Source organism: Burkholderia pulmonis, assembly GCF_984667975.1.
Genome location: NZ_OZ480188.1, coordinates 395091 through 407185, shown reverse-complemented (window position 1 = coordinate 407185; position 12095 = coordinate 395091). Strand labels below are relative to the sequence as shown.

Sequence of the window (12095 nt, the reverse complement as noted above, 5' to 3'; positions counted from 1 at the left end):
GCGGCGGCGCGACGCCCGGCGCACGCCACCGCCCGGTGCGGTTTCTCACGCGGCCGTTGCTTCGAGTTCGGCCGCGGCCGCGCGCTGCGGCACCGGTTGCGCGACGCGCGACGGCGGCGTCGCGTGCACGGCCTCGCCCGCATACAGCGCCTTCGGATCGAACACGCGTGCCTGCAGCGGCGTGAATGCGCGGAAATTCCACAGGCTGCGGGCAACGAACACACGTTGCACCCAACGAAGCGCGCGGTCGTTGTCGTCGTACTGCGGATCGAAGCGGTCGCGCGAATGCAGCGTGAAATGGTTGTTGATCAGCACCAGCTTGCCCGGCGACACCTGCACGCCGAACGACACCTCGCGCACCGCGCGGTACAGGTTGGCCAGCGCTTCCTGCGCACGCGTGTTGACGGCCAGCACCATGTCCGGATAGAACGCGACCGTCACGCGCGGCGCGTCGATCGGCCCCGACAGCACGGCGCTCAGGTCGGTGTTGTCGCGCGGCGTCGGCGCCGCGCCGCGCCACCGGTACGGCACGCGGATGATGTAGTGCTCGCCGTAGAGAAGCGCGATATCGTCCGGCGACAGCAGCTGCAGCGCGCGGCGCGCATCGGCGAGCCGCGTGTACGGGCCGCCGCCGGCTTCGCTGCGCACGCCGAGCAGCAGCAGCGCGAACGGCGACGTGTCGCCTTCGGGCATGTGCGCCTGTGCGGCGTTCTCGATATGGAAGTCGAGTTCGACCTCGGAGCCGAGGCCCGTGTAGTCGCGTGCGTTCGTCTTGTGCGGCGTGAGGTTGTTCACCAGTTCGCGGCCTTCGTGCGCGATCGAATACGGCTCGCCGGCCAGCGTGCTCAACGCGACCAGCACGTTCTCGCTCAGCACGCCGGCCTTGAACGAGCGGCCGGTTTCCTCGAACCGCGGGCTGCCCTTCACGTCGTCGTCGATCGGCAGGTTGTCGATCTCGATCGAACCGTGCGCGTCCGCGGTCGGCGCCTTCGCGCGATCGAACGCGTCGACGATCCGGTCGGGAAACGCGTTGTAGGCCAGCTTTCTGACTGCGCTGATATAGCCGGCGCCACCGGCCGGATCGTAGGCCAGCGTGCCGAGCGTCCTGCGGATGTGAGCGGACTCCACTGCCGTCAAAGCGATGCGTTCATCTGCGAGATAGGTCATAGGTCTCTCGTAAAAAGATCTTGGGTCGAAGAGCGGTATGGCACCACCGCCGCGCTTTGCCGTCCTCGGTGCGAAGCGCTCGACAAGACTAGGAGACCGTCATTGCATTGCGAAATGATATTAATTCGATTGCAAACAAAAATTATCGATATAAGTTCAGCAACGCGGCCGTGGCCGGTTCGCGTCGTTCGCACCGGCCATTAACACGAATACTTGTTAAAAAATCGCTGCTTATTATTTGTATTCGCCAGCGGGTCGATGCTAGTTTGCTGTCGGATTCGACGATGCGGCCGGCGCCCGACGGGCAGCCGGCACCCTTCATCCGCCATACGGGAACCCGCCAGATGAATCGATACCGCCTGCTGCACTGCCGCGCCCGCGGATACGCCGGAAACACCGGAAACGCCGGAAGCTTCGGATCCGGCCCGTCGCGGCCCGCGTGCCGCCTGTCGTGCCACGCGCCCGGGGAATCGCGATGAGCGACCGTGCTCCGGCGCTCGACCGCACGCTGGCGGCCGCCGCGCCGCCTCACCGCACGTCGCTGCGCGCGATCTTCCCGACCGTCGCGGCCGCGAGCCTCGGCTTCGCGATCGTCCAGCTCGACGTGACCGTCGTCAACGTCGCGATTCCGAGCCTCGGTCACGCGTTCGGCTCGAGCGTCCACGGGCTGCAGTGGATCGTCGATGCGTACACGCTGTCGTTCGCCGCGCTGCTGCTGACCTCCGGCACGCTGGCCGACCGCTTCGGCAGCCGCCGGCTGTTCGCCTGCGGCCTGGTGCTGTTCCTGCTCGCGTCGCTCGGCTGCGCGCTCGCGCCGTCGCTGGCGGCGCTGATCGCCGCGCGGGTCGCGCAGGGCGTCGGCGCCGCGATGATCCTGCCCACGTCGCTCGCGCTCATCACGCATGCCTGTGCCAACGATGCCGCCGCGCGCGTGAAGGCCGTCGCATGGTGGAGCGCGACGGGCGGGGCGATCAGCGCGGCCGGCCCGACCGTCGGCGGCCTGCTGATCGATTCGCTCGGCTGGCGCGCGATCTTCTTCATCAACCTGCCGATCTGCGCGATCGGGCTGTGGCTCACGCTGCGGCACGTGCAGGATTCCGCTGCCGCCCGCACGCGGCTGTTCGATCCGGCCGGCCAGATCGTCGCGGTGCTCGTGCTCGGGCTGCTGACGGGCGGGATCATCCGGGCCGGCGCCCAGGGCATCGGCGATCCGTACGCGGCCGGCGCGCTCGGCGCGTCGGTCGTGCTCGGCACGCTGTTCGTCGCGATCGAGCGGCGCGTGGCCGCGCCGATGCTGCAGCTTGCGTTCTTCCGGATCGCCCGCGTGCCCGGCGTGCTCGCGATCGGCGCGATCACGAACGCGGCGTTCTACGGGCTGATCTTCTCGCTGAGCGTCTATTTCCAGAACGGGCGCGGCTTCACGGCGACCGAATCGGGCCTCGCGCTCGCCCCGCTCACGATCATCATGCTCGCCAACATCGCAAGCGCGCGGCTCGCCGTTCGCTACGGGTTCCGTTCGACCGTCATCGCGGGCCTCGCCGTGTCGCTCGCCGGCTACGTGTGGCTGTGGCAGACGCTCGCCGCGCACACGCCCTATGCGCTGCTGGCGCCGGGGCTCGCGGCCATGGCGATCGGCGGCGGCATCGCGATTCCCGCGCTGACGTCGACGCTGCTCGGCAGCGTCGAGGCCGGCCGCTCGGGCACCGCGTCCGCAATCCTCAATACCGCCCGCCAGGTAGGCGCCGCCATCGGCGTCGCCGCGCTCGGCGCGCTGGTTGCCGGCCAGGGCGCGACGATCGTGGCGGGTGCCTCGCGCGCGTTCGCGGTCGCGGCCGCGCTCGTCGCCGTCTGCATCGTGCTGGCCGCACGCTGGCCCGGCGACGCCTCCGATCCCGGCGCACGGCCTTGACCGCGCACCGCCCGACATCCTTCAACCGATCCCACAGCCGAGCGAGGAATCCATGCAGCATCGCTTCATCGATACCGTCCTGATCGTCGACGGTGCGTCGACCGCCGCCTACCTGGCGCCCGCGTTCCGTGCATACGGCATCCGTTGCGCGCACGTGATCAGCGACCCCGATTTGCCGGAGCTCTACCGGAACCAGTTCGTGCCGTCCGACTACATCCGCCAGGTCCAGCATCGCGGCGACATCGACGCGACGCTCGCGCAGCTGAGCGACCTGCGGATCGGCGCCGTGCTGCACGGCCTCGACGCGGCGCTGGAGCTGGCCGACACGCTGGCCGAGCGGCTCGACGTGCCGACCCGCAACCCGCTCGCGACGTCGGCCGCGCGGCGCGACAAGTTCGCGATGAACGAACGCATCCGCCAGGCCGGCCTGCGCGCACCGGTGCACTTCCACAGCACGTCGGTCGACGAAGCGCTCGACTGGGCGCGCGCGCAGGGCACACTGCCGCTCGTGGTGAAACCGGCGCGCAGCGCGGGCGTCGCCGGCGTGAAGATCTGCCGCACGCTCGCGCAGGTCGAGGCCGCCGCGCACGATGTGCTGGCCACCCGTTCGCTGTACAACCAGCCGAACGACGACATCGTGATCCAGAGCTATTCCGAGGGGCAGGAGTACATCGTCGATTCGGTGTCGTTCGAGGGCCGCCATCGCGTGGTCAGCCTGTGGGAAGTGCATCGCGACCGCACGCACGCGCCGCGGCTCGACAAGATGCTGGTGCTGAACCACGCCGATCCGCGCTACGCGCCGCTGCTCGACTACGCGGCCGCCGTGCTCGACGCGCTGGACGTGCGCTTCGGGCCCACCCATCTGGAGCTGTTCGATACGGCCGACGGCCCGACCATCGTCGAGCTGAACGCGCGACTGCACGGCAGCCTCGACCCGCGACTGACGAGCGCGGTCAGCGGCGAGAATCACGTGTCGGCCGCCGTCGAAGCCGTGCTGCATCCGGAGCGGCTGTTCGGCGACGCCGTCGCGCCGACGGATTTTCGCGGCTACTGCGGGCACGTGCTGCTGCTGTCGTCGCGCAACGGCGTGCTGCGGCAGGACTTCACGTGGCAGGCGATCCAGGCACTGCCGTCGTTCGTCGGGCTCAAGCAATGGATCAAGGTGGGCGACACGCTGCGCGTGACCACCGACCTGCAGACGGCGCTCGGCACGGTCGGCCTGTACAGCCCGACCTTCGAGCGGCTGCTCGAGGATTGCCGGCGAATCCGCGAAATCGAAGCCGATTTCTTCGCGGACGAACGCGCGGTCGCGCCGGCCTGACGCCGCGGGCGCGGCGCGCCGGCTGCCCGGATCAGCGGGCGAGCAGCGCGCCCGCCTGCCGGCCGATTACCGCGCGCAGCGCGTCGAGTTCCGGCAGCGCGGGCGTTTCGTCGGGGGTGACGAGGTAGGTCGTCACGCTGTCGAGATCGTCGAACGCATGCGTGCGCAGCTCCTTGCGCGCCACGTGCTCGGTCGTGATCCGCTTCGGCAGGATCGCGACGCCCATCCCGGCCGCCACGCAGCCGAGGATCGCGCCGAACGTGCCGAACGACGACACCGATTCGATCGCGATGCCGCGCGCCTTCAGCCAGTGCTCCGCGACCGCGCGATACGGGCAGCCGTCGTGAAACGCGAGCAGCCGCACGGTGTTGTCGGCGAGCAGTTGCCGGCGCGTGACCGTGGCCGCGCTCACCAGCACCATGTCTTCCGCGAACGCCGGCTCGTAGCGCAGCCCGGGCCTCACGATCGCGCGGGCGGTGAGCGCGGCGTCGAGCCGGCCGCGCAGCAGCGCGTCGGCCAGATCGGGCTCGCTGCCGATCTGCACCGCGAGGCCGAGCGCCGGATCGCGCTCCTTCAGCGCGGCGGCCAGCGCCGGCAGCCGCGTGGCCGCCGTGCTTTCCATCGAGCCGAGCCGGAAGCTGCGCGCCACCGGCGTGTCGCGCACCACCTGCGTCGCTTCGTCGACGAGGCGCAGGATGCGGTCGCAATACGGGATCAGCCGGCGCCCGGCATCGTTCAGCACCAGCCGCTTGCCGTGCCGGTCGAACAGCGGCGCGCCGAGCGACTCTTCGAGCTGGCGCAGCCGCGCGGTGACGTTCGACTGCGTGCAGCCGAGCCGTTCGGCCGCGCGTAGCGCGCTGCCTTCCTGCACGACCGCCCGGAAGGTTTCGAGCAGAGGAATGTTCATATCACTTTCTCTTGTTATCGATTCAGTTTATATCATTTTACTTCGTTCATCATCAGGATTAGCCTAGCGGATATCCGATGCCGGTCTCCCCTTTCCAAGGAATCCGCATGCCATCCGCTGTCTGCTCCGGCTTCACCCCCGTTCGCCGCCGGCCCGAGGCCCGCCCGTGCGCGCACTGATCGCCGCGCTGGTGCGGCGCGGGCCGACCGTGCTCGCGTTCGGCGTCGTCCTCGGGCTGCTGGTGCCGCCGCTCGCGGATCTCGCGCGGCCGCTGATGCCGGTCACCGTGTTCCTGTTCGTGCTCGGCACGCTGCTGCGCGTCGAGCCGGCCGCCGTGCGCGCGGTCGCGCGGCGGCCGGCCGTCTCGCTGCTGTTGCCCGCGATGACGATGATCGCGTGCCCGGTCGCGCTCGGCATCGCCGCACGGCTTGCGGGCATGCCGTACGACTGGGTGGTCGCGCTGGTGATCGCGTACTGCGCGCCGCCGTCGAGCGGCACGTCGACGATCGCGCGGATGCTGTCGCTCGACGCGAGCGTCGCGCTCGTCGCGACCCTCGCGTCGATGGTGTTCGTGCCGCTGACCGCGCCGCTGCTGACGGCCTGGTTCAGCCACGACGCGGCCGTGTCGATCTCGCCCGTGAGTCTCGCGCTGCGGCTCGCGCTGCTGATCGGCAGCGCCGAAGGTGTCGCGCTGCTCGTACGGCGCTTCGCCGGTTCGCGGCTCGACCGCTATGCGACGTCGATCGACGCGATCGTCGTCGTCGCGCTGCTGGTCTTCGCGCTCGGCACGATGGCCGGCATGCAGCAATCGATCATTGACGCGCCGCATCGCGCATTGACCGCGATCGCCCTCGCATTCGCCGTCAATGCGGGTTTCCAGATCGTCGCCTACGGGCTCACGCCCGGCGACGTCCGCACGCGGCTCAACGTCGCGCTGATTGTCGCCAATCGCAACGTCGGGCTGATGTGGGCCGCGCTCGGGCTCGCCGCGACGCCGACCATGGCGCTCGTGTTCACGTGCGCGCAACTGCCGATCTATACGCTGCCGCGCGTCGTCCAGCACCTGCTGCCGCGCCTCGAAGCGCAACGCCTGCGCCGACGCGCACGCTGACCGGCTCCGTTCTTCCGCCCTCGATCAAGGATCCCTCATGAAGCGACTCATCGTGATCGGCGCACGCGCCACCGGCAGCAGCGTCGCGCTGGTGCGCGCCGCCCTCGCGCGCCAGGTGGCCGTGACCGTCATCACCGCGCCCGGCCACCGTCTCGACGGCGTGTTTCCGGCCGGCGTCGAAACGGTCAACCTCGAACCTGATGCGGGTCAGCTCGCCGGCTGGCTGCGCACGCGCTTTCCGGACGAAATCGACACGCTGCGCGTGACGACCGCGCACGATACCTATGCGCGCACCGCCGCATGGGTCGCCGATGCGCTCGGCCTGCCGGGCCCCGATGCACGGCACGTCGCGCATGCGGTGTCGAAGTCGAACCAGAAGGCGCTGCTCGCCGCGCACGGCATCCCGGCCGCCCAGTTCGTCGCGGGCACGCTGGCCGCGCCGGCGGCGCTCGCGGCCGCGGCCGCGCCGTTGCGCTTTCCGGTCGTCGTCAAGCCGTCGGAAGGCTCGGCGAGCGACGGCGTGCGGCGCTGTGAGGATATCGCCGGAGTCCGCGCGCAACTCGACGCGCTCGCCGCCGCGCAAGCCGATGCACCGTCGCTGGCAACCGAACGCGTCGTCATCGAGGAATTCCTGGCGGGCAGCGAATACTGCGTCGAGTATTTCGACGGCCGCTACATCGGCGCGCTGCGCAAGCTGAAGCGCCATGGCGCCGGCTTTCTCGAGCGCGGCTACACGTCCGAACTCGATCTCGATACCGATACGCTGCGCGCGCTGATCGACGTCGGTGCGCGCGCAACCGCCGCGGCCGGGCTTGCGTGGGGCCCCGTGCATCTCGACTGCATCGTGCATGACGGCGTACCGCACGTGATCGAGCTGAATCCGCGCATCGCGGGCAGCTTCATCTGCGACATCGTGCGCGACGGCTACGGTTTCAACGTGGTCGAAGCGTTGCTCGACAAGCTCGACGGGCGGCCGGTGGCGATCCCCGAGCTGTTCGCGCCGCACGCGTATGCGCGCGCCGAATTCCTGCTCGACAGCGATCCCCGTGCGTGGCGCTTCGCACAGGCCGGCGAGATCGACGACGGCGCGGTGAAGATCAGCTACGGGCCGCAAGTGCTGCCCGATCGCGAACGGCGCGCGTTTCTCTATGTGCGCGTGGCGCTGCCGGCCGCGCATCGTGCGGACGCGACGCCCGGTTCGTCGGCCGATGGCGACCCGGTCGCGCAACCCGCCGTTTCGGGCTAAGGTCGCAACCGGTACCCGATACAACCGGCGCCGGCTCGCGCCGGTCGATTCCCCCTCCGTTCCCCTTCATCATGACGACGCTTTTCTCTGCCGTGTATCCGCGCACGCTGCGCACGTTGACCGACCGCTTCGCGGCCGGCACCGCAACCCGCATCGAAGCCTGGCTCTTCGAGGACGAAGCGGCGCGCCGCGATGCCGAACGCACGTTGGCCGCCCGCGGCATCGACGCAGTATTGCGCAGTGCGTACAAGCCGCTGGTGCACTTCTTCATCGAGGAATTCACGCCGCCGCGCACGGGCCGGATCGTGATCCGCACGCCCGCCGGCGCGCACCAGCGGTTCCGGCTCGAAGCGTATCCGCTCGCCGGCTGGCTCGCACCGCTCGAATTCGCGTTCGAGCCCGGCGACGATCCCGCGCATTACGTCGTCGAAGCCGGCGGCGCAACCCACCGCGTGTTCGCACCGAATGATGCGACCGCGTCGTCGTGCGGCTGGCTGCGCGCGTGGAACGGCGACACGCTGATCGAGGACGCGCCGCTCGTCACCGAATTCGAAGCCGCCGCCGCCGCGATGCTGGACGCACTGCGCGCGCATTCGTGGCCCGCGCAGGCGCCGTACTTCGACACCCTGCGGATCGCGGTCGCCACCTCGGGCATCGAACGGACGCTGCCGTATGGCGAGGAACTCGTCAGCACGCTCGACGCATGGCACGAGGAAGCCTATTACGGCGCCGCCGAATTCTTCCACGCTCACGCGGGACGCGACGCATCCGACCGGACGCTGCAATCCGGCCAGATCGTGCCGGACATCACGCGCACGCAAGGCGATACGACACTTCACATCACGCTGGAAACGCATGTTCGCGCGGAAACGGCCGATGCCGGCGGCACGCCGGACCGCACGCTCGCGTCGCCGGCGGCGCTTGCGGCGGTCGGCCAGCCGCTGTCGCCGCCCGACGTCGCCCGCGCGCTCGACGCGCTGCCGGGCGAACGGTTCGGCGTCACGTCGCATCAAGGCCGCGGCGTGAACGGCATTTACGTGCGCGGTGCGTTGCCGGGGCTCGTCATCACCGCCGGCCAGCATGCCAACGAAACGTCGGGCGTGGTCGGCGCACTGCGCGCGGCCCACGCGCTGAACGCGCGCCCGGACGTGCACTACGCGCTCGTGCCGCTCGAAAACCCGGACGGCGCCGCGCTGCATCACCGCCTGCGCGCCACGCACCCGACGCACCTGTCCCATGCCGCGCGCTTCACCGCGCTCGGCGACGATCTCGAAGCACGCACGCAGCCGCCGTTCGGCGAGAAGGCTGCCCGGCTCGACGCGATCGCACGCACGGGCGCACGGCTGCACCTGAGCCTGCACGGCTACCCCGCGCACGACTGGACGCGGCCGCGCAGCGGCTACATTCCGCGCGGCAGCGAGCTCTGGTCGATTCCGAAAGGCTTCTTCCTGATCCTGCGCCACCATGCGGGCCACGACGGGCGGCCGTTCCTCGACGCGCTGACCCGCGCGCTGTCGCAATCGGATGAACTCGTCGCGTTCAACGAACGGCAACTCCATGCGTGGCATGCACACGCGGGCGACCTGCCGTTTCCGCGCATCAACGGCATTCCGTGTCACGTGATCGAGGATCACCGCTCGACCGTGCCGTTCACGCTCGTCACCGAGTATCCCGACGAAACCATCGAAGGCGACGCCTTCCGGCTCGCGCACACGACGCAGACGCGCGCGGTCGAGCTGGCCGCGAGTCTCTACTGGGACGGCCTGCTCGGCTGACCGGCACACGGTCGCACGCCCCTTTCATCGCACCGGAGAACCGGCATGGAACAGCGGAATCGGCACACCAACCTGCAGAAGGTCGTCGCGCGTTCGCACGGCGAATGGAACGAAGCGCAGCGCATCGGCCTCGCCGGCATCAACGCGACCGTGTCGGGCCGCAACCGGCTGCACGACGCGCACGGCCGGCAATTCGCCCATTTCTGCACGACGTCCTACCTGGGCCTCGACTACGACGAAGGGATCCTCGAAGGCGCGATGAGCGCGCTGCGCGCGACGCGCACGCTGCGGATCGCCAACTCGCGCAACCGCTGCAAGCTCGCGATTCTCGACCGCTACGAGCAGGCGCTCGGCGCACACTTCGGCGTGGCGGCCAGCGTCGCGCTGTCGTGCAGCGCAGCGAGCGCCGGCGTGCTGCCGCTGATGGCGGCCGGCCTGCTGAGCAACGGCGTGCGGCCGGTGATGGCCTTCGACCGTTTCGCGCATTACTCGATGAACCATGCGAAACCCGCGTGCGCCGACGAAACCGACGTGCTGACCATCGCGCACAACGACCTCGATCGGCTGGAGTCGCTGTGCCGGCAGCACCGGCAGGTCGCCTATGTCGCCGATGCGTTCTACAGCATGGGCGGCGTGTCGCCGGTCGCCGACGTGATCGCGCTGCAGCAGAAGTACGGGATGCTGGTGTACTACGACGATTCGCACGCGCTCAGTGCGATCGGCCCGTTCGGCCGCGGCCTCGTTCATTCGGTGGTGGGCGAGCTGCCGGAACGCGTGTTCGTCGTCGCGTCGCTCGCGAAGGCCTTCGGCGCGAGCGGCGGCCTGCTCCTGTATCGCGACGCCCGCGTGCGCGACCTGATCGACCGCTACGGCGGCCCCGCCAACTGGTCGCAGAGCCTGAATGCGGCCGCGATCGGCGCCGGCCTCGCGTCGCTCGACATCCATCGGTCGCCCGAGCTGCCCGCGTTGCAGGCGCGGCTGCAGCACAACCTGCGCCGCTTCGACGCCGCGCTGGCGACCGCGCAGCACGGCAGTGCATCACCGATCCGGCTGCTCCGCCGCGACGATGCCGACAGTGCGAACCGGCTGGCCGCCACGCTGCTCGAGCGCGGTTTTCTCACGTCGCCGGTATTCTTTCCCGTGGTGCCGCAAGACAGCCCGGCCGTGCGCGTCACGCTTCGCGCGGACATGACCGACGACGAGATCGACGCGTTCTGCGCCAGCGTCGACGCGCTCGCGCCGGCCTGCGCGTGACGGACGGCACGGATGCGCAAGCCGATCCGCTTCAACGCGTTCCTGCTGAACAGCCCGACCCACCTCGCGCCCGGGATGTGGGCGCATCGCGACGACCGCTCGCGCGACTACCTCGACATGGCGCACTGGCTCGCGCTCGGCCGCCTGCTCGAAGCGGCGCGCTTCGACGCGATTTTCTTCGCCGACGTGCTCGGCCCTCATGCGGCGCACGGCGACGGTCTCGCGCGGTCGATCGAATCGGCCGCGCAACTGCCCGTCAACGATCCGCTCCCGGTGATTGCCGGCCTCTCCACCGTCACCGAGCATCTGTGCTTCGGCTTCACGTCGTCGGTATTTGCCGAGCATCCGTACGTGTTCGCGCGCCGCCTGTCGACGCTGGACCACCTGACGCGCGGGCGCGTCGCGTGGAACATCGTCACGTCCTACCTGCCCGGCGCGCTCGACAGCCTCGGCCGCCCCGAACTCGCCGACCACGACCTGCGCTACGACTATGCCGACGAATACCTGACGGTCTGTTACCGGCTGTGGGAAGGCAGCTGGCGCGACGACGCCGTGCTGCGCGATGCGGCCACCGGCCGCTATGCCGATGCCGCAGGCGTGCGCGCCATCAGCCATGCGGGCCGGCACTTCAACGTGTCGGGCATCCACCTGAGCGAGCCGTCGCCGCAACGCACGCCGCTGCTGTTCCAGGCCGGCGCGTCGCCGCGCGGCGTCCGCTTCTGCGCGCAGCATGCGGAATGCGCGTTCGTGGTGGCCCATACGCCGGAGCGGCTCGCGCAACTCGTCGACACGATTCGCGACCGCACCGAGCAGGCGGGCCGGCCGCGCGACGCGGTCCGGATCTATGCGCAGGCGGCGCTCGTCGTCGCCGAGACCGACGCGCTGGCCGCCGCGACGCTGGCCGACTATCGCCGGCACGTCGACCGTGACGCCGTGCGGGCGCTGCTGTCCGGCTGGCTCGGAATCGACTTCGCCGCACTCGACGGCGCCGCGCCGTTGACGACGTTCGACAACCGCGCGATCCAGTCGCTCGCGACCCAGTTCGCGCAGGCCGACGGGTCCGGCTGGACCGTCGACCGCGTGATCGACTGGGCCGGCCTCGGCGGCCTCGGCCCCGTGCTGTCCGGCAGCCCGCGCACGGTCGCCGATGCGCTCGAACACTGGTTCGACGCGACCGGCATCGACGGGCTCAATGTCCCGTACCTGACGCTGCCGGATTCCTACCGGCAGATCGCCGGCCTGCTCGTTCCCGAACTGACGCGCCGCGGGCGCTACCCGGCCGCCTACGCCCCGGGCTCGTTCCGGGAAAAGCTGTTCGGTGCGTCGGCGCGACTGCCGGACGGCCATGTTGCGGCGCGGTATCGGTGGTAACGGCCTGACGGCCTCACGGGCGCAAGGCCTCCGC

The 12095-nt window shown here is 70.1% G+C and carries 9 protein-coding genes; 7 read left to right on the top strand and 2 right to left on the bottom strand.

Going from position 1 to position 12095, the window contains the following annotated elements; genetic code table 11:
- Nucleotides 1-45: 45 nt before the first annotated feature.
- A complete protein-coding gene (locus AC5LXK_RS33630) occupies nt 46-1167 on the bottom strand; it encodes a TauD/TfdA family dioxygenase (RefSeq protein WP_493394932.1) in 1122 nt (373 codons plus the stop codon).
- 475 nt (nt 1168-1642) lie between these two features.
- Between AC5LXK_RS33630 and AC5LXK_RS33625 the strand changes: the two genes are divergently transcribed.
- The gene (locus tag AC5LXK_RS33625; RefSeq protein WP_493394931.1) at nt 1643-3076 is read left to right on the top strand and encodes an MFS transporter; all 1434 of its coding nucleotides are present in this window, start codon (nt 1643-1645) and stop codon (nt 3074-3076) included.
- A 52-nt stretch (nt 3077-3128) separates the two neighbouring features.
- Nucleotides 3129-4397, top strand: a complete 1269-nt coding sequence (locus AC5LXK_RS33620) for an ATP-grasp domain-containing protein (protein WP_493394930.1) — start codon at nt 3129-3131, stop codon at nt 4395-4397.
- A 31-nt stretch (nt 4398-4428) separates the two neighbouring features.
- Here AC5LXK_RS33620 and AC5LXK_RS33615 read toward each other — a convergent pair whose 3' ends face one another.
- Entirely contained in the window at nt 4429-5304 is an 876-nt protein-coding gene (locus AC5LXK_RS33615; protein WP_493394929.1) for a LysR family transcriptional regulator, read from the bottom strand.
- 166 nt (nt 5305-5470) lie between these two features.
- On the opposite strand from AC5LXK_RS33615, the gene AC5LXK_RS33610 reads away from it, so the two are divergent.
- The 5 genes from AC5LXK_RS33610 to AC5LXK_RS33590 all read left to right on the top strand — a co-directional run bounded on the left by AC5LXK_RS33610 (nt 5471) and on the right by AC5LXK_RS33590 (nt 12061).
- A complete protein-coding gene (locus AC5LXK_RS33610; protein ID WP_493394928.1) occupies nt 5471-6415 on the top strand; it encodes a hypothetical protein in 945 nt (314 codons plus the stop codon).
- Between the two features lie 37 nt (nt 6416-6452).
- Nucleotides 6453-7661, top strand: coding sequence for an ATP-grasp domain-containing protein (locus AC5LXK_RS33605; RefSeq protein ID WP_493394927.1), 1209 nt, complete (start codon nt 6453-6455; stop codon nt 7659-7661).
- Nucleotides 7662-7732: 71 nt separating this feature from the next.
- Nucleotides 7733-9436 carry a M14 family metallopeptidase gene (locus tag AC5LXK_RS33600; RefSeq protein WP_493394926.1) on the top strand — a complete coding sequence of 568 codons (1704 nt, stop codon included), beginning with the start codon at nt 7733-7735 and terminating at the stop codon, nt 9434-9436.
- Between the two features lie 45 nt (nt 9437-9481).
- The gene (locus AC5LXK_RS33595) at nt 9482-10690 is read left to right on the top strand and encodes an aminotransferase class I/II-fold pyridoxal phosphate-dependent enzyme (protein WP_493394925.1); all 1209 of its coding nucleotides are present in this window, start codon (nt 9482-9484) and stop codon (nt 10688-10690) included.
- A 12-nt stretch (nt 10691-10702) separates the two neighbouring features.
- A complete protein-coding gene (locus AC5LXK_RS33590; RefSeq protein ID WP_493394924.1) occupies nt 10703-12061 on the top strand; it encodes an NtaA/DmoA family FMN-dependent monooxygenase in 1359 nt (452 codons plus the stop codon).
- The last annotated feature ends 34 nt before the right edge of the window (nt 12062-12095 follow it).